This is a genomic window from Bifidobacterium porcinum, from assembly GCF_055378475.1.
Genome location: NZ_AP029603.1, coordinates 838,445 through 863,082 on the forward strand (window position 1 = coordinate 838,445; position 24,638 = coordinate 863,082).

General features: G+C 62.6%; 18 protein-coding genes. 12 read left to right on the top strand and 6 right to left on the bottom strand.

Annotation, left to right across the window (positions count from 1 at the left end):
• Nucleotides 1–69: 69 nt before the first annotated feature.
• Nucleotides 70–411: an MGMT family protein gene (locus ACZ41G_RS03105; protein ID WP_033505354.1), complete on the top strand. Its 342-nt coding sequence runs from the start codon at nucleotides 70–72 to the stop codon at nucleotides 409–411.
• On the opposite strand, the gene ACZ41G_RS03110 is transcribed toward ACZ41G_RS03105, so the two are convergent.
• From ACZ41G_RS03110 to ACZ41G_RS03125, 4 genes are all read right to left on the bottom strand, one after another.
• Entirely contained in the window at nucleotides 386–1,951 is a 1,566-nt protein-coding gene (locus ACZ41G_RS03110; protein ID WP_464145892.1) for a DNA-processing protein DprA, read from the bottom strand. The two genes, ACZ41G_RS03105 and ACZ41G_RS03110, sit on opposite strands and share 26 nt — an antisense overlap.
• Before the next feature lie 216 nt (nucleotides 1,952–2,167).
• Complete coding sequence (locus ACZ41G_RS03115) at nucleotides 2,168–3,700, bottom strand: YifB family Mg chelatase-like AAA ATPase (RefSeq protein ID WP_321047071.1); 1,533 nt, start codon at nucleotides 3,698–3,700, stop codon at nucleotides 2,168–2,170.
• Entirely contained in the window at nucleotides 3,700–4,164 is a 465-nt protein-coding gene (locus ACZ41G_RS03120) for a YraN family protein (RefSeq protein ID WP_464145895.1), read from the bottom strand. The genes ACZ41G_RS03115 and ACZ41G_RS03120 overlap by 1 nt, the downstream gene beginning before the upstream one ends.
• Nucleotides 4,165–4,273: 109 nt before the next feature.
• The gene (locus ACZ41G_RS03125) at nucleotides 4,274–5,149 is read right to left on the bottom strand and encodes a bifunctional hydroxymethylpyrimidine kinase/phosphomethylpyrimidine kinase (RefSeq protein ID WP_464146209.1); all 876 of its coding nucleotides are present in this window, start codon (nucleotides 5,147–5,149) and stop codon (nucleotides 4,274–4,276) included.
• Between the two features lie 382 nt (nucleotides 5,150–5,531).
• On the opposite strand from ACZ41G_RS03125, the gene ACZ41G_RS03130 reads away from it, so the two are divergent.
• The 7 genes from ACZ41G_RS03130 to ACZ41G_RS03160 all read left to right on the top strand — a co-directional run bounded on the left by ACZ41G_RS03130 (nucleotide 5,532) and on the right by ACZ41G_RS03160 (nucleotide 15,787).
• Nucleotides 5,532–6,848, top strand: a complete 1,317-nt coding sequence (locus tag ACZ41G_RS03130; RefSeq protein ID WP_321047073.1) for an O-acetylhomoserine aminocarboxypropyltransferase/cysteine synthase family protein — start codon at nucleotides 5,532–5,534, stop codon at nucleotides 6,846–6,848.
• 356 nt (nucleotides 6,849–7,204) lie between these two features.
• The gene (locus ACZ41G_RS03135; RefSeq protein WP_464145897.1) at nucleotides 7,205–8,860 is read left to right on the top strand and encodes a peptide ABC transporter substrate-binding protein; all 1,656 of its coding nucleotides are present in this window, start codon (nucleotides 7,205–7,207) and stop codon (nucleotides 8,858–8,860) included.
• Between the two features lie 119 nt (nucleotides 8,861–8,979).
• Nucleotides 8,980–9,663 (top strand): ECF transporter S component, encoded by a 684-nt coding sequence (locus ACZ41G_RS03140; RefSeq protein WP_464145899.1) that lies wholly within the window; start codon nucleotides 8,980–8,982, stop codon nucleotides 9,661–9,663.
• 63 nt (nucleotides 9,664–9,726) lie between these two features.
• Entirely contained in the window at nucleotides 9,727–11,304 is a 1,578-nt protein-coding gene (locus ACZ41G_RS03145) for an ABC transporter ATP-binding protein (protein WP_464145901.1), read from the top strand.
• Entirely contained in the window at nucleotides 11,304–12,113 is an 810-nt protein-coding gene (locus tag ACZ41G_RS03150; protein WP_464145903.1) for an energy-coupling factor transporter transmembrane component T family protein, read from the top strand. Before ACZ41G_RS03145 ends, ACZ41G_RS03150 begins: the two co-directional genes overlap by 1 nt.
• 210 nt (nucleotides 12,114–12,323) lie before the next feature.
• The gene (locus tag ACZ41G_RS03155; RefSeq protein ID WP_464145905.1) at nucleotides 12,324–13,133 is read left to right on the top strand and encodes an ABC transporter ATP-binding protein; all 810 of its coding nucleotides are present in this window, start codon (nucleotides 12,324–12,326) and stop codon (nucleotides 13,131–13,133) included.
• A gap of 32 nt (nucleotides 13,134–13,165) precedes the next feature.
• A complete protein-coding gene (locus ACZ41G_RS03160; RefSeq protein ID WP_464145907.1) occupies nucleotides 13,166–15,787 on the top strand; it encodes an ABC transporter permease in 2,622 nt (873 codons plus the stop codon).
• Between the two features lie 105 nt (nucleotides 15,788–15,892).
• Here ACZ41G_RS03160 and ACZ41G_RS03165 read toward each other — a convergent pair whose 3' ends face one another.
• Together ACZ41G_RS03165 and ACZ41G_RS03170 are read right to left on the bottom strand one after the other, a co-directional pair.
• Nucleotides 15,893–16,660, bottom strand: coding sequence for a response regulator (locus tag ACZ41G_RS03165; RefSeq protein WP_464145909.1), 768 nt, complete (start codon nucleotides 16,658–16,660; stop codon nucleotides 15,893–15,895).
• Nucleotides 16,661–16,747: 87 nt separating this feature from the next.
• Nucleotides 16,748–19,411, bottom strand: a complete 2,664-nt coding sequence (locus ACZ41G_RS03170) for a sensor histidine kinase (RefSeq protein WP_464145911.1) — start codon at nucleotides 19,409–19,411, stop codon at nucleotides 16,748–16,750.
• A gap of 159 nt (nucleotides 19,412–19,570) precedes the next feature.
• Here ACZ41G_RS03170 and ACZ41G_RS03175 point away from each other — a divergent pair, with 159 nt between their 5' ends.
• The 4 genes from ACZ41G_RS03175 to ACZ41G_RS03190 all read left to right on the top strand — a co-directional run bounded on the left by ACZ41G_RS03175 (nucleotide 19,571) and on the right by ACZ41G_RS03190 (nucleotide 24,511).
• Complete coding sequence (locus ACZ41G_RS03175; protein ID WP_464145913.1) at nucleotides 19,571–20,917, top strand: alpha/beta fold hydrolase; 1,347 nt, start codon at nucleotides 19,571–19,573, stop codon at nucleotides 20,915–20,917.
• 83 nt (nucleotides 20,918–21,000) lie between these two features.
• Entirely contained in the window at nucleotides 21,001–21,798 is a 798-nt protein-coding gene (gene proC / locus ACZ41G_RS03180; protein WP_033505379.1) for a pyrroline-5-carboxylate reductase, read from the top strand.
• A gap of 177 nt (nucleotides 21,799–21,975) precedes the next feature.
• Nucleotides 21,976–23,070: a redox-regulated ATPase YchF gene (ychF, locus tag ACZ41G_RS03185; protein ID WP_033505381.1), complete on the top strand. Its 1,095-nt coding sequence runs from the start codon at nucleotides 21,976–21,978 to the stop codon at nucleotides 23,068–23,070.
• A 205-nt stretch (nucleotides 23,071–23,275) separates the two neighbouring features.
• A complete protein-coding gene (locus ACZ41G_RS03190; protein WP_464145916.1) occupies nucleotides 23,276–24,511 on the top strand; it encodes a tyrosine-type recombinase/integrase in 1,236 nt (411 codons plus the stop codon).
• Nucleotides 24,512–24,638: the final 127 nt, after the last annotated feature.

The window sequence follows — 24,638 nt, forward strand, 5'->3', positions numbered from 1 at the left end:
GGCAGGACGAAGCGCCCAGCTCTCGGCGCAACGGGGCGAGTCGGCGGGTATCGGCCGGATAATGGTGGTATGGGCCAAACGTTTAATACTCAGGTGTATGACATCGTCAGACGGATTCCCGCGGGTTGCGTCGCCACATACGGGCAGGTCGCCGCGCTCGCCGGCAGACCACGCAATGCGCGCATGGTCGGCTATGCGTTGCACTCCAATCCCGAACCCGGAGTGATTCCCTGTCATCGGGTCGTGTTCAGGGATGGCTCGCTCGCTCCCGGATTCGCATTCGGCGGACCAGACCGGCAGCGTGCGCTCCTTGAAAGCGAAGGCGTGGCGTTCACCGAAGCCAGTCAACAAGGCAATGCCGGCGCGGACGGCCCGCGAGTCGATCTCAGCCGCTGCCAGTGGCAAGCCTGAATCCCTCCGGCCCGCAGGTGACGACGCCGTCCAGCTCCATCAGCCCCAGTTCGGCGAGGACATCCTGGGATTGAGGCGGGCTCGCCGACGAATCATCTTGCGCTATCGCTGCAACGAGGCGTTCTGGCGGCATCGGGCGACGCAGTGCGCGCATGATGGCGATCAGACGCTCACGCAGACCATGACCTTCGGGTGACGGCGCGCCGGCAGTTTCAATGTCTGGCGGTTCGACGAGGTGTGTCTCTGCGGATTCCGCTGCCTGCGCGGTGCCTGCGAGGTCTGCGACACCGCTCGTGGCAGGCCGGTGGGCGGCATGGCAGATGTCGGACACCGTCTCGCAGCTGCACAGCAGCATCGCTTTGCCGTCCGCGATTAGCCGGTTGCATCCGCCGTTGCTTGGCGTGGTGATATCCCCAGGGGCGGCGTAGATGTCACGGTTCAGTTCCGTCGCCCATGTGGCGGTGTTGAGCGCGCCTGATCGCCGGCGGGCCTGCGCCACGACCACAGTGGACGCGAGCGCGGCGATAATGCGGTTGCGCAGCAAGAACCGGTGGGGTTGCGGCACGGTGCCGGGGAATGATTCGCTGATGAGGGCACCCCTATTTGCTACGATCGCGTCGAACAGCAGCTGGTTGCTGCGCGGGCCGATATGGGTTAGCCCGCCGGCGAATACGGCGATGGTCGGCCCGGCCGAATCCCCATACTGTTCCCTTGCCCGGATCGCTCCCCAATGGGCGGCGGCGTCGGCGCCCATCGCCCCACCAGAGACCACGGTGTGCCCGTCGCCGGCAGCATGACGTCCGAGGCTGTATGCGACGGTGCGCCCGTATTCGTTGACACCGCGTGAACCGACGATGGCCAGCGGCCTGTCACAGGCCTTGAGCGCAGGAGCATGTCCCAGACCCCACAGGCACAGCGGCGCCGCCCAATCCTTGCGGACACACAAATCGCCGACTTGCTCGGGCCACAGCGTGCTGTCCGGGCCAATCAGCCAGTACCGCCCATCCGCCGTCGCATGCGACCATATCGCTTCGGCCAGTGTGTGGGGCATCGGGCAACAGTCACCTTCCCCGTTATCATGCCGGTCATGCCAAGGCATCTCCTTGACCCCGAAATCGTGGTGTATGACTGCCAAACTGGTGAGCAGGTCGTGCAGACGGGTCTGCCACCCCTCCAAGGACTTGCGGAAGGTGGTCAACGCGCGGGAATCCGCCCGTAGCCCCCACCGCGCCGCACCGGTGACGAACCATTCTTCCAGTCGGCTGGCTGCCATCGGTCGCTGCCATTGCATGCGTTCCGGCATCCATGAGGCGCTCGAATACATCGCCGACAGCACACTCCACGCGTCGGGCGCGCCTTTGAGTGTTGCGAACATCAAGGCGTCAGCGCTGTCGGTGCAATAGGTGAGAGCCGCCCGCGCAAGTGTGTCGTCGCTCGGCCGGGCCGAACCATGGTCGTGTTCCCCGGTCGGGGATGATGGCGGCGCGGCCGGCGCGGTCGATGTGGCCGACGTGATGGAGGAGGGATGTACTGATGACATGGATGCCTCTCTTTCAGAGCAATCGAATCCGCTCGGAATGCGGCGTGTCGGGATGAACGGATGCTGTCGGATGTACTGAATGGACGGTATCGGACGGACTGCGCCGCCGGGTGAGTGCAATCAGGTGGGCGGCAAAACGTGTGACGGAACCAAGCTGGCAGAACCATGCGGACGGAACCAGAAGGCAGATCGGACGGGCTGCGTCGCTGAAAGCCGTTACCGCATGCGGGTCCTGAGCGCGATACCTTGCGCCATATCCTGCCTGTCTGGCGACGTCCCGCCGCGCATATCCGCAAGCGTCCACGCCAGACGCATCGCCCGGTCGGCACCGCGAAGGCTCAACCGCCCGGAATCCAAGGCGCGATTGACCAGTTCAACGGCTTGCCGTGACGTATGCTCCCGCAGCCACACGCCGTCCGCCTGCGCATTGCATGTCCAGCCGTACCCCTGGAACCGTTCCGCGGCGCAATCGCGGGCTTTGCTGACCTCAGCGCGCATGGTCGCACTGTCCTTGCCGTTTGCACCCTGATCGCCGAGCGTGATTTCATTGATGGGCGGGACTTCCACTTGGATGTCGATGCGATCGAGAATCGGGCCGGACAGCCTTGAAAAATAGCGGATACGGTCGCGTTCCCTGCACGTGCAGCGCTCGCCGTCGCCAAAGGCGTACCCGCACGGGCACGGATTGGCGGCCATGACCAACTGGAACCGGGCAGGATACCAAGCGGTGCCTTTGGTCCGGGACAAGGCGATACACCCGGATTCCAACGGTTCACGAAGCGTCTGCAACGCCCGTGTGGAGAATTCCGGGGCTTCGTCCATGAACAGGACGCCGCGATGCGCGCGGGTGATCGCCCCGGGGACGGCGACGCCTGATCCGCCGCCGACCAAGGCGGCCGAGGATGCGGTATGGTGTGGCGCCTCATATGGTGGAACATCGGTGATGCCGAATCGTGGAAGCGTCCCACACAGCGAACGCACCGACGCGACTTCAAGCTGCTCGTCGTCACTGAGCGGCCGCATGATGCCGGGCAATCGTGAGGCGAGCATTGTCTTGCCCGCCCCGGGAGGGCCGACCAGCAGCGCGTGATGGCCGCCTGCCGCGGCGACTTGCAACGCCCATTTCGTGTGATCCTGCCCGATGACTTCGCTCATATCGCCTGTCGCGGGCGCGTCCATGCGTTCGCCATCAGACAGATCGTCACCATGCGACGGCGACAGCGTGTACTTCGCATGGCCGCCCAACAACTCGATGAGCTCGCCGACATGCCGCACGCCGGTCACTGCAATGTCGGGGACGAGTTCGGCCTCCTCGATATTCGCCGCCGGGACGATGACACGTGACATGCCTTGTGATTTCGCGTGCACAACGGCTGGAAGCACCCCGGGGACCGGCAGTACGCTACCGTCGAGATTGAGTTCGCCGAGCACCACAGTCCGTTCCAGCGCTTCACTGCTGATTTTCCCGGCCGCGCCGAGCACGCTTGCAGCAATCGCCAGATCGTGCGCGGAACCGCGTTTGGGCATCGAAGCGGGGGAGAGGTTCACCGTCACCCGGGTCTGCGGCCATGTGAATCCCGCAGCCTGGCATGCCGATCGGACCCGCTCCCGCGCCTCGCTCAAGGAGGCGTCGGGAAGCCCGATGATTGAGAAATACGGCAATCCTTGCGATACGAACGCCTGCATATGCACGGTGAACGCGCGCAAGCCAAGGAATCCGATGGAGGAAGCGCTGCCGATCCTCGCCATCAGAACGCCCCCGGGATATGCCGCAAATCCACATCCGAGCCGCGAACCTGGATGCTGACCACATCGAACCGTATGCCACGGTAATACGGCGTGTTCTCCTGCCGTTGGGAAAGCCACAACCGTCCCGCCTTGCGCAGCGCCGCCTGTTTGACTGCGTGCACGGCTTCCTCAGGGGCGCCGAACCGGGTCGTACGCCGGGTTTTGACTTCGACGAACACCAGGGTGAGGTCGTCGGCCAGCATGATCAGGTCGATTTCCCCATAACGGGTCCGCCAGTTGGAGGCGATGAGATGCCAGTCGCGTCCGATCAGCGAGTATGCGGCGTACTGTTCCCCGGCGGTACCCAGCGTTTTCGCTGAAGTGCAGGGGTCGAGCATGACCGCCCGGCAGCGGGTGAGCATGCTCGAAGCCTGCTCATGGGCGTGCGGAAAACTACATGGCTGTGGTGCTTGATAGTCATTCATGGGCCTATTGCACCATGCCGTGACCGTCCGGTGCCAGCGCGACGGGACAATGTGGTCAAAAGATGAACGGGAGCGGTTAAGCTCCCGTTCGTAAGCCGCAGACAGACTATCAGCGACGAACCAGCCCGGTGAGATCGCCCAAATCAAGCTCGAAATTCACGCCACGCTCCTCGTGATGAGGCTGATCGGCGGTGTGAATCATCGCATGGCGGACGAATTCGCCGGCGATTTTCGCGGATTGCGCCAGACCACGCCCCGCCATGATCGCCCCGCACATGGCGGAGGCGTAAGCGTCCCCGGTGCCATGCGTCATATACGGCAGCTTGTCGTGGACCAGCTCACGCTTGCCCGCGATGCCGGTGGAAGCGCTCACCACATAGTTGCGCAGCGTGCCGTCCCCGCGATCGATGCCCTTGAGCACGATGTTCTTGGCGCCCAGAGCAAGCAGCGCCTCCAGCAAGTCGTCGACCTGACGGTCGTCGAGATTCTGCCCCGGATAGTCCCGGCCGGTCAGGATGCTCGCCTCGGTCAGATTCGGCATGAGCACGTCGGCGCCATCGACCAGATCGCCCATGGCCTGGCACAGCTGGTCCGTGTACGTCGGATACATCTCGCCGCCGTCGCCCATCACCGGGTCCACAAGACGCAAGGCATGCGGGTATTCCCGATACAGCCGTTTGATGATCGCGACCTGATCTGCCGAACCCAGAAAACCGCTGTACACCCCGTCGAGATCGACGTTTTCCTGTCGCCACGCGTCCAAGTAGTCGTCCAGGATATCGGTCGTGTCATGCATGGTGAACACACGGTATCTGGTGTGCGCTGAGAACAAGGCGGTCGGTACCGGGCACACGTCGCACCCAGCGGCCGAAAGAATCGGAATCGCCGCCGTCAGCGAGCACTTGCCGTACCCGCACATGTCATGTACCGCGGCCACACGCGGAATGTACTTCGGATCCCGCTGGTAGAGCGTCACATCCTGGATTGTTGCATCTTCGTTTACGTTTTGGGTCATGGGAAGCCTTTCTTCTCGCCGGCATTGTGGCGGCGTCGCCAACGACTGTAGTCTGCGGCCTTGTCCTGCCTGCGTTCAAGCCGTCACCTGTCCGCACATCGGTGTCGTATGCATGTCGCATGTCCGGCGTGTCGCGTGCTTCGCGGCAAGATTTTCCGATTCGACCGAGGCCGTCAATCCCTCTGGTCGCAAGGCGCATTAAACGGTTATAGCTAAGCACGATAACGGCGTGGTTGCAGGGCTTGCGTGGGTGGCTTAATCTCTCAATCAACACCTCACCAACCGGCTGCAAGGCCGCGGCGGCGAGGGCAAGACGGAAACACAACCACCCACCGAACCAAGGAGCACCACCATGGCTGAAAAGAACAACCACTACCGTTTCGAGACCCTCCAGCTGCACGTCGGCCAGGAAGAGGCGGATCCCGCCACCGATTCCCGCGCGGTCCCGATCTACGCCACCACGAGCTACGTCTTCCATAACTTCGATCACGCTGAGGCCCGCTTCGGCCTCCAGGACCCGGGCAACATCTACGGCCGCCTGACCAACACCACCGAGGGCGTGTTCGAGGACCGCATCGCAGCGCTCGAAGGCGGCACCGCCGGACTCGCCGTCGCATCCGGTGCAGCAGCCGTCGAATACGCGGTGCGCAACATCACGCAGACCGGCGACCATATCGTGGCTTCCAAGCACATCTACGGTGGCACCTTCAACCTGCTTCGCCACACGCTTCCGCGTGACGGTGTGAACACCACCTTCGTCGAGCCGAGCGATCCGAAGAACTTCGAGGACGCTATCCAGGAGAACACGAAGCTCGTCTACATCGAGACCTTCGGCAACCCGAACGCTGACCTGGCCGACATCGAAGCCATCGCCGACATCGCCCACAAGCACAACCTGCCGCTCGTCGTTGACAACACCTTCGCCACCCCGTACCTGTTCCGCCCGCTGGAGCACGGCGCCGACATCGTGGTGGAATCCGCCACGAAGTTCATCGGCGGTCACGGCACCACCCTGGGCGGTGTGATCGTCGAAGGCGGCAAGTTCGACTGGGCCGCTGTTCCCGGCAAGTTCCCGACCCTGACCGAACCGGATCCCTCCTACCACAACCTCAACTTCTATGAGGCCCTCGGCCCGGTGGCCTTCGTGACCCGTGCCCGCGCCATCCTGCTGCGCGACACCGGCGCCACGCTGTCCCCGTTCGCCGCGTTCCTGCTCCTGCAGGGCACCGAGACGCTCTCCCTGCGCGTCGAGCGCCACGTGCAGAACGCTTTGAAGGTGGTCGAATACCTGCAGACCGTGCCGGAAGTCGAGTCCGTGAGCCACCCGGCCGTGCCGGGACGCCCCGACCATGATCTGTACGCGAAGTACTTCCCGAACGGCGGCGGCTCCATCTTCACCTTCGACATCAAGGGTGGCAAGGACGCGGCACGCGTGTTCATCGACAACCTGCACCTGTTCTCGCTGCTCGCGAACGTCGGCGACGCCAAGTCCCTCGTCGTGCACCCGGCCTCCACCACGCACTCCCAGGAATCCCCGGAGGAGCTTGAGGACCAGGGCATCCACCAGGGCACGATCCGCCTGTCCATCGGCCTCGAGAACATCGACGACATCATCGAAGACCTCGAGGGCGGTTTCAAGGCGCTGCGCGAGTCCGGTCTGGCCAAGTGACGCCAAGTAAGCACATTCAAATGCAAGCATAGCCTTGTGTGATTGGTTGCGCGGGTGCGGCGAGTGACGATCGTCGCGCCCGCGTTTTTCGCAATGCTGCTGTTGTGGTGGTGTCGTCAAGTCATGATCGGCGCGACCTGATTGTCGGGCTTTTCGTGACGTCGTGCGTGCACTCGTGATCGGGGCGGTCCGCGGATTGCGTTCTGAGCACAATGTCCTCGACACTATGGAATGTTGATATCGGACTTCGCATGCCGACGCTCGCGCGCCATGCACGTCCTTGACCGTGCCTGCGCGACCTGTTCGTCCTGCAACCGCGCGGTAGACCACATCGAACGAGAGAGAAAGAGCCGACCATGAAGAACAGCAGTCGTACCTTCCTGCAACGGGCCGCCATCGCGGTCCTCGCCGCATCCGCGATGACGCTGTCGGGGTGTTCTTCGGGGCCGTCCGCGGGCGCATCCGCCTCAGCGTCATCGAGCGCCGGGAATATCGTCACCGTCAACAATGTGGAGCCTGCCGCAGGACTGATTCCGAGCAACACTGACGACCTTGCCGGCTGGAAGGTGGTTACACAGCTGTACGAAGGTTTGGTCACCTTCGACGCTGCCGGCAAACTGGTCTACGCGGACGCCACATCCATCACCCCGAACGCCGACGCCTCGGAATACACCATCAAACTGCGTTCGGGACTCGTCTTCTCCGACGGCGAGAAGATTACCGCCTCCACCTACGCGAAATCATGGTCCTTCGCCGCCAACGCTGCTAACGGGCAGCTAGGGGCCGCCATATTCTCCACGATCAAGGGCTACGACGCGCTGCAAGACGAAAACGGCGACAAGAACGCCCAGCTGTCAGGCCTGAAGGTTGTCGACGACACTACGCTTGACGTCACGCTCGCCGCCCCTGACTCCTCATTCCCCTACAAGGTCGGCGATGTGGCGTTCCTGCCATTGCCTGCCAGCGCGTACAAGGACATCGACGCATTCGGTGAACACCCGGTCGGAAACGGGCCGTACAAGCTTGCATCCTGGTCGCATGACAAGGAAATCAAACTCGTGCCCAACCCCAGGTACACCGGTCCGCGCAAGGCGAAGAACGGGGGAGTGACCTACGAACTGTACACGAGCCTCGACGCCGCATACTCCGACTTGCTGGCAGGCAACCTCGACGTGTTGGATTCCATTCCGTCAAGCGCGCTGAAAACCTACAGCAACGAACAGCTGCAAACCGTCAGCAAGCCCGGCCCCGGCTTCAAATCCTTCACGATACCGCAGAATATGGCGCATTTCTCCGGCAAGGAGGGCAAGTTGCGGCGTGCCGCGATCGCCCATGCGGTCGACCGCGAGACGATTATCAAGAAAGTCCTGTACGGTACCGCCACCAAGGCGACTGACTTCACTGCGCCGACCATCGCAGGGTATAGCAAAATCCTCGCCGGGGCATCCGTACTCGACTATGATGCGGCACAAGCCAAGAAACTGTGGAAACAGGCGGATGCCATCAGCCCATGGGAAGGGACTTTCCGACTCGCCTACAGCGCGGACAGCGGCAACAAGCCGTGGATCGACGCGATCTGCAATTCCATCACGAATGCGCTCGGCATCGACGCGCAACCGCTGATCTTCTCGACATCCAAGGAGCTGAGCACCGCGATTCATAACCGAACGGTCGGCGCCGCGTTCATCCAAGGCCTGCAATCCGATTATCCGCACCCCGAAGGGTATCTGGTACAGGCGTATGACTCCGCGTCGGCGGACGGCAAGGGCCTGAACAACGGCGACTACAAGAGCGCGGCGTTCGACGCGCTGATCGATCAGGCAGCCCGGCAGACCACGCTCGACGGGGCGATCGGCTACTATCACAAGGCCGAGGAACTGCTGTTTGAGGATCTTCCTGTGATTCCGCTGTGGTATACGAATGTGACGGCGGCCTCCGGCAAGCAAGTCGGTTCGCTGTCCTTCAATTACATGGGCTTGCCTGATTACTACAAGCTGACCGTGAAAGGCTGAGTCACAGGGCTCACGCGATATGGACGTGGGGGCCGATCGCGCCGCCGTCATCCGTAAGATATTGGCCTGACGCATCCACATACGGGTGCACAGGATCGATGTTCAAGAAGAGAGGAAATATGGCTGCACAAACCAAAGCCAAATTCCAAGCAAGCATGATTCCGCTGATCGCCATCATGACCGCACTGACCACGGTGCTGACCATGCTGGTGAAGCTGCCGACACCGACACGCGGATACCTCAACCTGTCTGATGCAATGATCTTTTTCTCCGCCTACGCGTTCGGCCCGTGGGTCGGCGGCGTGATCGGCGGACTGGGACCGGCACTGTCGGACCTGCTGTCCGGTTATCCGCAGTGGGCGGCGTTCACTTTCGTCATCGACGGGTTGCAAGCCGTGCTCGTCGGACTGATTGTGCGTAAGTTCCGTCCGGCCAATATCATCGCCGGCTCCGTCATCGCCGGCGTGTGGAAAGTGTTCGGCTACCTCATCGCCGGAGGCATCCTGTCCGGCTGGGGTCCGGCCTTGGGCGAGGTCCTGGGCAACACCGGCCAGATGGTTGTCGGCCTGGTCATCGCCTACGCCCTGTTCGCCGCGGTCCGCACGGCCTATCCGCCGCTGGTGCGCATGGGCAATCTGGGCGTGCAGCCCGCCGTTGCGATTCCTCAGGACTACACTGGGGCATCCGCTGACACCGGTACCGGCGCAAATGTTGGTGCCGACACCGTTGACGATGCCGGTAGCGATGCCGCAGAGCGGACCGAAACGCCGGATTCCGACCGTCCATCGGGCAACGTCAACTGACGCCCGCTGACTGCGACAACGGCACAGACGGCACTGACGGCACAGACAATCGAACGACCTGATATGAACCACGCCCCGATCATCACGGCGAACCACCTCAGCTGGTGGTATACCCCGCAAACCGACGATGGTGAACCGGTCAAGGCATTGAACGAGCTGGATTTCTCAATCCTGCCCGGATCATTCACAGGCATCATCGGCCCGACCGGGGCCGGCAAATCCACGCTGTGCATGGCGCTCGCCGGTATCATCCCGAATCCGGACGACGGCACCATGCGCGGTACGATGACCGTCGCCGGACGCAACACCGCCGAATGCAGCATCGCCGAACTGTCAAGCGATGTCGGATACGTCCAACAGGACCCGGAATCCCAACTGTTCTGTGCCAGTGTGGAAGACGAACTCGCCTTCCCAATGGAAAGCCGCGGTGTCGATCCCGGCCGTATGGACGAGCGCATCGACGGGTTGCTGCACCTGGTCGGCATGGACGGGTATCGCCGGCGTGTACCGACTAGCCTGTCAGGAGGGCAGATGCAGCGGGTGGCGATCGCCGCGGCTTTGGCCTGCCATCCGCGCATTCTTGTGCTCGACGAGCCGACGGCGGCGCTCGATCCGGAAGGCACCCGGGAAGTATTCCAAGCGCTTGACACGATTCGCGCAGCCCGCGAGTTGACGATTGTCATGGCCCAGCAGGATACAGACGGGCTGGCCCGATACGCCGACCACATCATGCTGTTGGATTCTGGCAGCATCGCAGCGCAAGGCGATACCACGCTGTTTACAACACATCGGGACAAGCTGATCGAGCTGGGGGTCGCCCTGCCGGGGCGAGAACCCGGCCCACCGGCGATCGTCACGGATGCTGCCGTACGGACGGGGGAGAGACAGCCCGCGATCAGCTTCGAGCACGTCACCTACCGGTATCCCGAGGGAGGCAACGGTTCCGCCGCCCTCGACGACGTGAACCTTGCCATCGACCGCGGTGCGTTCGTTGGCCTGATTGGGCGCAACGGCTCAGGCAAAACCACCCTCGCCCGTCATCTCAACGGCATGTTGCAACCCAGCGCCGGCACTGTCACCGTTGACGGGCTGCATGTGGGCGGACGCCGTGTCGGCGAGATGGCCTCCCATGTCGGGTACGCGTTCCAAAACCCCGATCATCAGATTTTCTGCTCCACCACGCGCGAGGAAATCGCCTTCGGCCCATTGTGCCTCGGTGTGCCGCGCGAGGAAATCAGCCGCCGCGTCAACCGGCTGCTCAGCCGCTTCGGTCTCGAGGATATCGCAGGGCAATCGCCGGCGACTTTGGGCTACGGCCAACGCCGATTGATCGCCTTCGCATCCGTTCTGGCCATGCACACGCCGATCCTCGTGCTGGACGAGCCGACCGCTGGACTGGACCGCCGACTGTCCGGCATGATTCTTGACGCGGCGTCGCAACGTTGCCGGCAAGGCACAACCATCGTGATGATCAGTCACGATATGCGTACGGTGCGCCAACGCTGCACCTATCTCATCGAACTCGAGGACGGGCATGTGCGCGCCGCCGGGCGGATCGAGCCGCAAAAAAACGGCCAACTGGAACATGTACAGCCGGAACTCGGGCTGCCGGAACCTTACGAATACGGGGAGGGCCGCTGATGGACGCCGACCTGTACGTTCCCGGCGACGGCTGGCTGCATCGCGTCGACCCGCGCGTCAAATTCCTCATCTCGCTCGTCCTGCTTGTCCTGTGCCTCATCTGGCGCAGCTGGCCGCTCATGCTCGCGGCGTTGATTCTTGAACATCTCATGCTCCTCACCGACCATATTCCGCGGAAAAACATCGCATGGGTGTGGAAGATTCTCGCCGTCATCATCGTGCTGATTGTAGTGCTGTGGCCGATATTCGACCGTTCCGGCACGCATGTGCTCGTCGACTGGGGGTGGCTGCGGCTGACCCGGGAGAACCTGCTCATGGCCGCGGTGATGGGTCTGCGCATTCCTGCGCTCGGTTTCGCCTGTTTCCTCACCCTGTTCACCACCAGCCAGGCGAAACTCATCCGCGGGGCGGTCGCTTTGGGCATGCCGTACAGCGCTGGTCTGACGCTGGCGACCGCTTTGCGGTACATCCCGGTTTTCGCGCGGATTGTCACTCAGGTGCGTGACGCCCAGCGTGCGCGAGGCCTTGATCTGTCCGGGGAAGGCGCACGGATGCGAGGCATCCACAACCCGTTTTCGCTGATGCTGGCACGGGCGCGCGCATGGGTTCCGGTCATCGTCGCCGTGTTGATCCGCGCCTACCGGATGAGCCGCAGCGTCGGCTGGGCTATGGAATCGCGCGGATTGGGACTGCCCGGTGTCAAGCGCTCCTACCGGGTGCGTCTGGCGATGCGTCCGGCTGATTGGGCGATTCTCGTAGCGACCATCGTATTCACCGTCCTCGCAATCGCCGCGATGGTCCTGCTCTAAGTCGCGCCGGCGGCCTACAGCAACCCCGACCCCATGTTCCGGCGTGTCGCCGGCATGCTCAGGGATTCCACTGATGCATCATTCTCGAGGATGATACCGCCTCAGACGCGTTTTCCATCTCGCGCATGATGGGTTTTCCGCCTGCACTCCGATAGATTTGAGGATATACGTCCAGGAAAGGTTCCGGACAAACGAGTGGAGGGAAGATCCATGACAACCCCGAATCCCATAGCCGTCGAAGCTGTCGACCTGGTGAAGATCTACGGTACCGGCGAGAACGCGGTCCACGCGCTGCGCCATGTCAATGTCGCATTCGAACGAGGGAAGTTCACCGCGATCATGGGTCCGTCCGGTTCCGGCAAGTCCACGCTCATGCACACCCTCGCCGGCCTCGATTCCGCCACCAGCGGCCATATCCTGCTTGACGGCGCCGATATCACGACGATGAACGACAAGCAGCTAACCCTGCTGCGCCGGCACAAGATCGGCTTCATTTTCCAGAGTTTCAACCTGTTGCCGATGTTCACCGCCGAACAGAACATCGTGATGCCGCTGACCCTCGCAGGCGAGAAGCCCGACCGCCGATGGTTCGACATGCTGGTCGACACACTCGGGTTGCGTGAGCGCCTGGGCCACCGTCCGAACGAACTGTCCGGCGGCCAGCAGCAGCGAGTCGCCATCGCACGAGCCCTCATCAGCAAGCCGTCGGTCGTGTTCGCGGATGAACCGACCGGTAATCTCGACTCGGTTTCCAGCGCGGAAGTGCTGAGCTTCCTCAAACGTTCGGTCAAGGAGCTGGGACAGACCATCATCATGGTCACGCATGATGCTGTCGCCGCCTCCTATGCGGATCGCGCCATCGTCTTCGCTGACGGCCAGATCGTCGCGGATGTCGAACATCCCAGCGCCGACCAGATGAGCGAGCTGCTCATGCAGGAACGCCGTCGCGCCACACTCAATCTGTCCGAAGGCGTGCCGCTGCCGCCTGCTGCCGCCATGGATGACGGTCTCAATCGCTGAACGAGTATTACGAGACAAGCAAGGACATTCCCATGTGGTCGATAACGATCAAAATGATGAAAAAGAACATGAAGATGCTGATTCCTGCGGGAATCGCCATCATGATCGGCACGGCGTTCATCGCCTGCACCTTCCTGTTCGGCAACACACTCAACGACACCCTGCGCACCCAGCTGACCGCCCAGTATGCGCAAGCGAATTACATCATCCAAAGCACGTCCAAGATGAGTGGATCAGGCTCGATACCGCCCACCATCGGTGAGGTGAACACCAAACAGATCACTTCCACCGACGGTGTGAAATCCACGTACATCCAGCAGAACATTCCGGTCAACGCGTCAACGGGAGACAACAGCGCCACGCTGCTCGCCATCAACGCGTCGAGCGATGACCGCCTATTGCCGGTCACCATGGTCAAAGGCCATCAGCCGACGGGGGATAAGCAAATAGCACTGCCGGCCAAACTCGCCGACCAGCTGTCGGTGAACATCGGCGACAAGGTGACCCTCGCCGCGAACTACGGTTCCGGCATGAGAGGCAGCGATTCCGTCGAGTTGACGGTCAGCGGCTTCACCGAAGACGCCAAGGGCGCATTCGGCGCCTATGGCGGTGCCGCTGTCATCAGCATGCAAACCTTGGCGAACCTTAAGGGAGCGGACAGCGAATCCGACCTCATGTTCACCGGCATGACCCTGGACATCGACGAAACCAAGGCCGATACCGCCGTCGCATCGATCAAAAAGGAACTGCCGAACGGCTACAGCATCGAAACCCGGCAGAAAGCGGGGGATGAGGCGCTCAAGGCGCTCAGCCAATCCGGTACCAACGCCGTCACGGTGTTCCTCATGTGCTTCGGCATCCTCGCGATGTTCGTGGCGGCGCTCGTCATCGCCAACACCTTCCAAGTGCTGGTCGCCCAACGCCGCCGCACCTTGGCGTTGCTGCGCACGATCGGCGCGCAAAAAGGCCAGTTGTACCGTTCCGTCACCGGCGAGGCGGGCATCCTCGGCGTGATTGCTTCGATACTGGGCATCGCGTTCGGCTCCGCGATCATGGCGATCGTCGTCCACAGCCACGCGCTCAAGAGCCTGGGCATGACCGGCGGACTGGTATTCACATGGCAGGTCTTCGTGATCCCGCTCGCGTTCGGTGTCATCATGACCGTGCTCGCCTCGATCGGGTCCGCGCGTTCCGCCACGCGAGTCACCCCATTGGAAGCGTTGCGGCCCATCGATATCAGTGACAACAAGCGTGCCGGCATCGCCCGGGGCATCATCGGCTTCCTGCTGATCGCCCTCGGTGCAGCGTTGACCGTCGGCGCGGTGATGACGCTCCGCTCGGCCATGTCCTCCTCGAATCTGAGCGACGATTATCCGACGATGCTGCTGTCCGCCATCGCAGGCTGCGCCCTGATCTTTATCGGTCTGGTGGTCACCGCGGCCTTCTGGATGCCGCTGCTCATGCGTCTCGGCGGTGCCTTCGCCGCATTGTTCGGTCCTGCCGCGAAAATCGCGCATGCCAATATCCAGAAGAACCCGAGGCGTGTCGCATCCACCGGTGTCGCCCTGCTGATCGGCGTGACACTCGTCTCATGCATCGGGACCGGTGCCGCCTGCGCCAAGCAGACGATGAACAACACGCTCGACACGCACTACAGCGTCGATATGATCGCCAAGGGCAGCACACTGAGCCAGTCCGTCGCCGACAAGATCGGCAAAATCGACGGCGTGACAACGACACTGTACGCGCCCATCGCCCGCGGCAGCGTCATCATCGAGGGTGAAGAGCGCAGCGCCACCCTGATCGGGGTGCCCGACACCGCCACGCTGTCCAAGGTGCTGCACGCGAATCTCAGCGGGGTCAGCCTTGACGAAGGCAAGGCCTTGGCTCCCACATACTCGTCGTTCACCGGCAAGGTCTTCTCGTTCAAGAACGACGAAGTGAGCTTCAGCGCTTCACACGATGACGGCAGCGATGGCGCATCCGACGCCAACACGCTGACCTACATCGTCACCCAGAGGGATTACCGCAATGTCGATCCGGATGTCATCGTCACCTTGTTCGTCAACGAATCCTATTTCCAGAACAAGCAAGTGCAGGCGGACGGGCATATCGTCCTCGCCGCGGTCGACACGTCGAAGGCTTCCGCCGTGGACATCCTCACCAACGCGCAGACCGCCATCGGCACAAGCGCAGGTGCCTCATTGTCCGGTCCTATCGCCGAACGCGTCCGGTGGAACCAGATCGTCGACACGATGCTCACGCTTCTGGTCGCGCTGCTTGCGGTCGCCGTGCTGATCGCGCTGATCGGCGTGGCCAACACGTTGAGCCTGTCGGTTATCGAACGCACCCGCGAATCCGCGACCTTGCGAGCCATCGGTATGACTCGCGGCCAGTTGAGGTGGTCGCTGGCCGTCGAATCGCTGGTCATCTCACTGGTCGCCGGCATCGCAGGCGAGATTCTGGGCATCGCCTTCGGCTGGGTCGGCTCCTACATGGTGCTCAGTCCTTACGGCAAGGTCGCGTTCATCAGCGAATGGAAGCTCGATCTGATCGTGCTGGTGGTCGCTGCGGCGGCAGCCCTGCTCGCCAGCGTCTTCCCGGCACGGCGCGCGGTCAAGACGCCGCCGGTCGAGGCGCTCGCTGAAGCCTGATCTGGAAGGCGCCTGATCGGTCGGTACGACCGGCGCATGCTGGGGCCCGCCATTGCATTGAGCAGTGGCGGGCCCAGTCGTATCGGGTGGCTTGGCGTGCCGTGCCTAGGGGCGGACCAGTCGGTTCTCGTAGGCGAACACGACGGCCTGCACCCGGTCGCGGGCGTTGATTTTCGCCAGAATATGCGCGACATGTGTTTTCACGGTCGGCAGGCTGATGAACAGCTTATCGGCGATTTCCTGGTTGCTTAATCCGTGCGCGATTTCAATGAGCACCTCGCGTTCGCGTTCGGTCAATTCGGCGAGTTCCGGATCGGTGTACTGCGTTCCGGTGCCGTCGGAAACCTCGGGTTGCTCGGTGGGGGCGAGCTTGCCTTCGACCATGTTCTCGATAAGCCGCTTGGTTGCGGACGGGGCGATGATCGCGTTGCCCTGATACACGGTACGGATGGAGGCCAGCAGCGTTTCCGGCTCAGTGTCCTTGAGCAGGAAGCCCGACGCACCCGCATTGATCGCGGACATCACATACTCATCCAAATCGAACGTGGTCAGGATGATGACACGGGTGACACGTCCGGCACCGGCGGCATAGTCGCTGTCGTCGCCGTCGAAGCCGTGTTCTGTGCGGTGTGGATCTGATTCCATGGCAGTGATCTGTCGGGTCGCTTCAATCCCATCCATACCCGGCATGCGCACATCCATGAGGACGACATCAGGGTGCAGCCTGCGTGCGAGTGCGACTGCTTGGTCGCCGTCGCCGGCCTGCCCGACGACTTCCATATCGGGTTGGGAGCCGATGACCATGGCGAATCCTGCGCGGACGAGTTCCTGATCGTCGGCGATGACCACGCGGATGTGCTGCTGTTCATGCATGGCTTCCACTGTAACCGCAGGTAGGGGCGTGCGTCAGATGTGAGACCGTTGGCGTGCGATTGCAGTGATGATCGTGTCGGCGCGATGTTACACGGATTCGTCGGCATCGTGGTCGGCGTCGTGATGGTCTGTGGCGGCGGTTTCGCCGTCCGCGGGTGCGTCCGACAGGGCGGTCGAAGCGGCAGGAACGACCGGGGAGAGCGGGGCGATATCCGTTGAACGGTCATGTCCATCATCGCTGAACCCGGTTTCCCGCAGCACGCCCAGCAGCTCTCGCATACGGGCGAGTGCGGTGCGTCCCTGTTCCCCGATCTGCCTGAATGCTTCTGCGACTTCTGTCGCATCCGGCTCGGATCCCTCTTGCTCGGCGTGTTGGAACATGGACAGACCTTCGTGAGTGCGTGCGATCACGGATTGCAGTGTTTCGGTGACCTCGCTTTGGATATTCGCGCTGATCCGGTCACGCTCCACGTTCGCGGCGAGCACTTGCTGCCGGCGGGCCTCCTCGTTAAGCGCCTGTTCACGCGCCTGCAAGACGAGCGCATCGTTGCCGCTTGTGCGTTTCCATATCGCTGCGACGATGGCGATCAGGCACATAAGCCCGACGGTGACGAAGGCGGAGCCCGTTTCAATCAGTATGGCGCCGCTGGGACGTTGCAGCTGTGCAAGATTAGCGAGCATGGCGAGCAGGGAGGTATACCCCATGGCTCCGGAGAACACGCACAGCGCGCACATGCATGTGGCGGTTGAGGCCGCGGCGATTGCCTGGTTGGTGGAGCGCCTATTGCCATAGAGGATTGCGGCGGAGAGCACGCCGAGAGACATGATGTTGACGAATAGGATGCACGGCATAACCAGCAGTTGGAGTATGGCGAAAACGAAGGCGAATATGGCGCTCGCCTGTGGGAAACGGCGTCTGAACATCCACGGCAGGATGGCCAGTACCGTCACTGCCCAGATGACGGCTTGGCCGATGGCATGTGTCTGGTTGCCGGTGAGCACGAATTCGAGATTGTTGCCCACGTTTACCCCGGACAGGCCGAAGAACGCGATGAAGATGAGACCAGACAGGATGTCTGACGCCAGATAGTGGCGCTCCCACCACATGGACATGCGCTCGACCGTATTCGTGGCGCCGTCTGTGCGATCTTCCGCAGTAGGCAGTGTCGGACGGCGGTCGTTGAAGCACCGCCGCAGCATGTCAGGAATCCGCGTAGGGCGCGCCTGCAACGGTAGTGATGCGGGTGCGATGCTTTGTCGCACTGATGTTCTTCCTCCGCCGATTGTGTTCTGCCGTGGCTGCCGGACGGGGGTGAGCTCGTCGCCGACTGTACTACTGTGCTGTAGATCAATTGCCGGCATGGTTGGTTCGCTTGCGCCGGTCAGAGCTTCTTGTGACTGATGGGCCGCAGGTACGGCCGCGACCGGTGCCGGCGAAGCTGCGGTCGAAGCGGTGGCACGTAGTTCGGCTTCATGCTCGGTGTCCTGGTACGGCACACTCGCCACGACCTCAAAACCACCGCTGAGCCTTGGTCCCGCTTGGACACTGCCATGTGCCATCGCGATGCGTTCGCGCATGCCGAGCAAACCGAAGCCGGGTTTATGTCCGTCCGCGGCGGCGCTCGCACCCCGGCCGTCATCGGTGACACGGACAGTCAACCCGGTGTCTGACCACGCCTCCTCGATATCCACGTGCACGTCGGGGCCGGCGTATTTGCGCACATTGGTCAGTGCTTCCTGCACCATACGGTACATTGCCGTGCTTGCGGTTTCGCTCAGCCGCGCCGGATGCGGTTCCCCGATGATCGTGTAGCTGATGTCCGTGTCGGCCGCGGAGTGTCTGGCTTCGCCGACCAGTGCGGAGACATGCCGGTAGTCGGCATGGTCGGGTTCGCCGAATACGCCCAGCAGATGCTGCATATCGCGCATCGCACGCTGTGACTCGTGTTCGATGGTGTGCATCGTGCGTTTGGCGATCTGCGGGTTCGAAGCCCCGGCATACCTGCCCCCATCGGATTGCACGATGATGATCGACAGGGTGTGCGCGACGACATCATGCATATCGCGAGCGATCCGGGCTCGTTCCGCCAACGCGGCAATCCGGCGTCGCTCGTCTTCCCCGGCCTGCAAAGCCTCGTTGCGTTCTTGCAGCATCGTGATAGTCACGTTGCGTGCACGCTGCCAGTAACCGAGGAAAATCGCGGTGACGATGCACAGGGTGATGACAATCAGTCCGCCTGTGAACGCTGAGAGGAAATTCTGCGCGCAGGTGTGGGGGTCGTTGCCTTCGCACAGGGAGACGGTATACGGGGACCCGGGGTCGCCGAACACTGGCCCGACACTGGTAGATATTGCCAGCGCGAGCGAGGCAAGGATGCCGATGGCCAGCGCAAGACACGCGAATAGGCGGCTTCGGCTCGGATTGCCGTACACGATGACGGCGTACAGGACGCTCAACGCGAACAGGTCCGCGGGCACCAGCGCCGGACCAATGATGAGCTGGGCGACCGCAACTGCGGTGATCGCCCAGGCGCTCGGTTCCGGATGCCACCGGCGGGTAGCCACAGGAATGAGGATGGCAATCTGCCACAGGGCACACGCGGTTGCCGGGCAGGAGAAGAACACGCCGGGAATGGAGCCGGTGGTGGTCACAATCACCAGGAACAGCGCGGCAACCAGCACGGTCATGGCGGTATCCACCGCCAGAACGTGGCTTTTGGCCCATGAGGTCATCCGTGTCATCCAATGCATGTCATTCACCCTAGCGTCGGGCGGGCACCGCGGCCATCATGCGTGAGGATGAAAGCGGGAAGAACGAAGCAAAGACGGGGAAAGACGGAGTAAGGCCGGGGTGGCGCTATGGTGGGCATAACGGATTGATGGGCCGGATTCACGGTCGGGAGGTGCACGATGACGGCATTGGCGCAGTATTACGTTCCGGGGCGGTATATCGAAGATCATGCGATTGATGTGCCGCTGGACTGGCGTGGCGACACGCCCGGCAAAACGGTGTCCGGAGAGACGATCCGGCTGTTCTACCGGGTGGTGTGCGAGGCGGGTCACGAGCATGAGGACCTGCCGCTGCTGCTGTTCTTGCAAGGAGGCCCGGGCGGTGCGGGCCCGCGCCCGATGGGCTATGACGGCGGGGACGCGTGGCTTGCCGAGGCTTTGAAGCATTTCCGGGTTGTGTTGCCTGACCAACGTGGCACCGGCCGTTCCTCGCGCGTTGATTCGCATGCGATGCGGCGTATTGAGGGCGCACCGGCACAGGCGGAGTATCTCAAGCGTTTCCTCGCCGATTCGATCATCCGCGACTTCGAACATCTGCGTCTGACCGCGTTCGGCGGACGCAAGTGGGTCACCCTCGGGCAAAGCTACGGCGGCTTCCTGACCTTGAGCTACCTGTCCCTGTTCCCGCAAGGATTGGCTGCATGCTTCACCAACGGCGGCATCCCACATGTGCCCGCCGACCCGGATGACGTGTACGCGCACACCTTCCCGCGTATGGAATCGAAGACCATGCAGTATTACGCGCGTTATCCGCAGGACCGCGAGCGTGTCGCCGCCGTTGCCGACCGGGTAGCCCAAGGGGGAGTGGCGTTGCCCAACGGCGATCCGCTGACCGTCGAACGCATGCAGACTTTGGGCGGCGGGTTCGGCATGAAGCCGAGTTTCGAACAGATTCACTGGCTGTTCGACGAGGCTTTCGTTGACGGCGATGGTTCCGCGGACAGCTCGTCACCGCTGTCCGACGAATTCCTCACCCATGTGATGGACACGACCGCATCCCGCCCCCTGTACTGGCCGCTTCAGGAATTCATTTACGCCGACGGCGAGCTCGAACATCTGGTCAACTGGGCTGCCCAACGCGCCTACGACGCCCGGCCGCAATTCTCCGTGTCCGCGCGGCCGCTGCTGTTCACCGGGGAGGCGATTTTCCCGTGGATGTTCCGGCAGGAGCGGGCGTTGCGCCCATTCGCCGCAGCGATGGACATCCTCATGCAGGACACGCATTTCGGCAAGATCTATGACGCCGACCAGCTCGCTCGTAACGAGGTGCCGCTGCAGGCGACCGTCTACGTGGACGACATGTACGTTGATTCGACACTCCAGCTTGATACCCTGTCCCGTGTCGGCAACAGCCACTACTGGGCGACCAACGAGTATGAGCATGACGGGTTGCGCACCGACCCGCGGGTTTTCACGCGCGAATACCGGGAAGCCCTGGGGCGGGGAGACCTCGCCGGCATCAAGTGACCAGCCCGGCGCGGCCCGCAACCGCGCCCGAACGCATCCGTGGCCGGCATGGCGCCGGCGAATAACCCAAGAAAGGAACCCCAATGACCCAGCAACTGAGCGACATCACCGTCGGATTCATCGGTTACGGCGCCATGGCGCAGGCCATGGCCCAAGGCTTTGTAGACGGGGGAGTCCTCGAAGGCGGGCAGATTCTCGCCTGCGCAGGACATTACGACAAGCTTGTGGACAGCACGTCCGCGCTTGGTGTGCGTCCGTTACACAACGCCACCGAGGTCGCCGCGGCAAGCGATATTGTCATCCTCGCCGTCAAACCGAACCTCATCGAAGAGGTCGTGACCCCAATCCTGCATGAACTGGCCAACAGCATCATCGTATGCGTGGCCTGGGGGTGGACTTTCGACCGCCTTGAAACCGTGCTCGAGGACCATACTCCGCACATCTCCATCATCCCCAACACGCCGATCGCTGTCGGCCAAGGCGTCAGCGTCGTCGAAGACAAGCACAATCTCACCGACTATCAGGCGGGGCTTGTCCGCGCGCTGCTCGAGCCGGTCAGCATGCTCGAGACCGTCGACACCGCGCACATGTCCCAAGCGGGCACCATTTCCAGCTGCGCCCCGGCGTTCACCGCGATGTACATCGAGGCGCTCGCCGACGCGGGCGTGCAGTATGGGCTCAAGCGTGCCAGCGCGTACCGGCTCGCCGCGAAAATGGTCGAGGGTACGGGCGCGTTGCAAGTCAGTGACGGGCGGCTGCCCGCGGCCATGAAGGATGCGGTCTGCTCTCCGGGCGGCGCGACCATCCGCGGCGTGGTCGCGTTGGAACAGCACGGGTTCCGTGGCGATGTGATTTCCGCGGTGCAAGCTGTGGAAGGCTGACGGTTCCTTGATGTTTGCGGTGGCGGCCGGTGTTGACGATGCAAATCGTGGCACCGGCCGCCGCTCGTGTCGCGGCGGCTCATCCGACGGCTGTTCTCCCGGTCGGCGCGAATCATGCAAGGGCGATGACGTGCCGTCGGCATGCATTACGTCCATCATGCCTCTACACTGGAAAGCATGTCTTTAACTATCGGAATCGTCGGCCTGCCGAATGTCGGCAAGTCCACCATGTTCAACGCGCTCACCCGCAACAATGTGCTGGCGGAGAACTACCCGTTCGCCACCATTGAGCCGAACACCGGCATTGTGCCCCTGCCGGACGACCGGCTGCCGGTGCTCGCCAAGCTCGTCCACACCGAGAAGATCGTGCCCGCGACCGTCACCTTCGTCGATATCGCCGGCATCGTCAAGGGTGCGTCCGAGGGCGAGGGCCTGGGCAACAAGTTCCTCGCGAACATCCGTGAAGCCGACGCGATCTGCGAGGTCGTGCGCGCCTTCGAGGACGATGACATCGTGCACGTCAACGGCAAGGTCGATCCCGCCGACGACATCGACACAATCAACACCGAGCTCATCCTCGCCGATTTGCAGACCATCGAAAACGCGCTGCCGAAGCTTGAGAAGGAACTGCGCGGCAAGAAGGTCACGCCGGAATACGTCAACGCAGTCAACGAGGCGAAGAAGATTCTCGAGGCGGGCGAGACCATCGACCACGCGGCCCAGGCAGGCAAGATCAACAAGGACGACATCTACGACCTGCACCTGCTGACCGCCAAGCCGTTCATCTACGTGTTCAATGTTGACGACGCCGAACTGTCCAATGAGCAGCTGCGCAAGAAGCTCACCGATTTGGTGGCCCCTGCGAAGGCGATTTTCCTCAACGCCCAGTTCGAAGCCGATCTGACCGAGCTTGACGAGGCGGATGCGCGTGAGATGCTTGAGGACGCCGGATTGAAAGAATCCGGGCTTGACCAGCTCGCCCGCGTCGGATTCGACATCCTTGGGTTGCAGACCTTCCTGACTGCTGGTGAGAAGGAAGTACACGCCTGGCAGATTCACAAGGGCTGGACCGCCCCGCAGGCAGCAGGTGTGATCCACACCGATTTCGAGCGTGGCTTCATCAAGGCCGAAATCGTCTCCTACGATGACTTCGTCGCAGCCAACGGCTCGATGAACACCATCAAGGAGGAAGGTAAGCTCCGCCTTGAAGGACGTGACTACGTGATGCAGGACGGCGACATCGTCGAGTTCAAGTTCAACGTATCCAAGTAACCGCCAACACCCCGCCAAAACGGCGCGATTCCAACGATTCCAAGCTGTGAAACGTTGCAATCGCGCCGTTTTTGAATGCACGGAAACAGGCCGTTCCTGACACGTTCCGGGCGGTTGTCGCCATCGATAGAGTGCCTTTAGAGTACCCTTTCGAGGGCGCTCGCCGACATGCTCGGGCGCTCCCAAAACACCGAAGGGAGCAGACTTGGCAAAGCGACGCACACAGGGATCTGGAAGCGTGTTCAAGGACGCGAACGGCGTCTGGCATTACCGCAAGGACCTGGGGCGGGACCCCGCCACGGGCAGGCGAAGGACCGTCGGTGCCAAAGGCCGCACCAAGGCGGATGCGCGCGCACGATTCAACGTGAAACTCGCCGAACTCGAACGCACCGGACTGCTTCCCGGAGGCAAGTCACCGGAGCTCGCCGACTACACGGAACGCTGGCTCGCCGACTACCGGACACGGGTCAAGCCGACAACCTACCGCACCCGCGAAGGACGGCTCAAGGCGTGCAACGAGGTCATCGGGCACATCCGTCTCAAGGACCTCACGCCGGAGCACATCCGCCGGTGCATGCGCGTCCTGGGGGAGCGGCTCGCGCCCAGCACGCTCAAGGACCATTACGTCAGCCTCAAGATGGTGCTCGACCAGGCCGAACTCGAGGGGCTCATCCCCGTGGACCCCTGCCGCAGGGTCAAGCCGCCGCGCGTCGAAACCGGCAACGTTGACATCCTCGGCGAGGAACAGCCACGCATCCTGATTGAGACCGCGCGCAGCATGACACCCGTCCGGCGCGGGCCGGCGGACCCGCATGACATGGCCTGCATGTGGGCGCTCCTGTTCGAGCTCGCGTTCGCCGCCGGCATGCGCGCCGGTGAACGGTACGCCCTCATGCCGTTCGAACTGGAACAACGCGACGGCGTGCCCGGCATCCACGTCACCCAGCAGATCCAACAGTACGGGCTCCCCGGCGAGGCCGTCATCCCCAAATGGCTCCACGCCGAACACCTCTACGGCATCCTGTGGCTCACCACACCGAAGACCGAAGCCGCCGACCGGTTCATCCCCATCAGCCCCGACCTGTGGACGCGCCTGCACGAGCGGATCAACCGGCTCGGCATCGGCCCGCACGACCTCATCTTCACCAACAACCTCGGCAACCCCATCCGCGAATCCACCGAACGCTACCACTGGAACCAGGCATTGAAAGCGGCCGGACTCCCACAGGTGCGCATCCACAGCGCACGCCACTGGACAGCCACCATGGCCGCCCAATCCGGCATGCCCGATGACGCGAGAACCAGCATCATGGGCCACACCAGCATCACCACGACCGCCCGCTACACCCACTGGCAGCCAAAAGCGCTCGCCGCCATGATGGCCAACGCCATCCCCGCATTGGACGACGAGACAGTGGAAGCCGAAATCGTCGACGAGTGAACAGCCCGGACCGGCGCCCCAGGCATTGGCTATCGACAGTGAACCCACTGTGACGAAACCATCCAACAGGTGGCGCTCGCCGGCTCGCGTGGATATGATGATCACGTCATCGGCAATGGGCAGGAGG

Excerpts from the sequence above, each read along its gene's own strand:
- ACZ41G_RS03115 (WP_321047071.1), bottom strand. The coding sequence starts at position 3,700 with ATGGCGAGGATCGGCAGCGCTTCCTCCATCGGATTCCTTGGCTTGCGC.
- ACZ41G_RS03165 (WP_464145909.1), bottom strand. The coding sequence starts at position 16,660 with ATGCATGAACAGCAGCACATCCGCGTGGTCATCGCCGACGATCAGGAA.
- ACZ41G_RS03130 (WP_321047073.1), top strand. The coding sequence starts at position 5,532 with ATGGCTGAAAAGAACAACCACTACCGTTTCGAGACCCTCCAGCTGCAC.
- ACZ41G_RS03145 (WP_464145901.1), top strand. The coding sequence starts at position 9,727 with ATGAACCACGCCCCGATCATCACGGCGAACCACCTCAGCTGGTGGTAT.
- ACZ41G_RS03155 (WP_464145905.1), top strand. The coding sequence starts at position 12,324 with ATGACAACCCCGAATCCCATAGCCGTCGAAGCTGTCGACCTGGTGAAG.
- ACZ41G_RS03170 (WP_464145911.1), bottom strand. The coding sequence starts at position 19,411 with ATGCATTGGATGACACGGATGACCTCATGGGCCAAAAGCCACGTTCTG.
- ACZ41G_RS03105 (WP_033505354.1), top strand. The coding sequence starts at position 70 with ATGGGCCAAACGTTTAATACTCAGGTGTATGACATCGTCAGACGGATT.
- ACZ41G_RS03135 (WP_464145897.1), top strand. The coding sequence starts at position 7,205 with ATGAAGAACAGCAGTCGTACCTTCCTGCAACGGGCCGCCATCGCGGTC.
- ychF (WP_033505381.1), top strand. The coding sequence starts at position 21,976 with ATGTCTTTAACTATCGGAATCGTCGGCCTGCCGAATGTCGGCAAGTCC.
- ACZ41G_RS03175 (WP_464145913.1), top strand. The coding sequence starts at position 19,571 with ATGACGGCATTGGCGCAGTATTACGTTCCGGGGCGGTATATCGAAGAT.
- ACZ41G_RS03150 (WP_464145903.1), top strand. The coding sequence starts at position 11,304 with ATGGACGCCGACCTGTACGTTCCCGGCGACGGCTGGCTGCATCGCGTC.
- proC (WP_033505379.1), top strand. The coding sequence starts at position 21,001 with ATGACCCAGCAACTGAGCGACATCACCGTCGGATTCATCGGTTACGGC.
- ACZ41G_RS03120 (WP_464145895.1), bottom strand. The coding sequence starts at position 4,164 with ATGAATGACTATCAAGCACCACAGCCATGTAGTTTTCCGCACGCCCAT.
- ACZ41G_RS03140 (WP_464145899.1), top strand. The coding sequence starts at position 8,980 with ATGGCTGCACAAACCAAAGCCAAATTCCAAGCAAGCATGATTCCGCTG.
- ACZ41G_RS03110 (WP_464145892.1), bottom strand. The coding sequence starts at position 1,951 with ATGTCATCAGTACATCCCTCCTCCATCACGTCGGCCACATCGACCGCG.
- ACZ41G_RS03160 (WP_464145907.1), top strand. The coding sequence starts at position 13,166 with ATGTGGTCGATAACGATCAAAATGATGAAAAAGAACATGAAGATGCTG.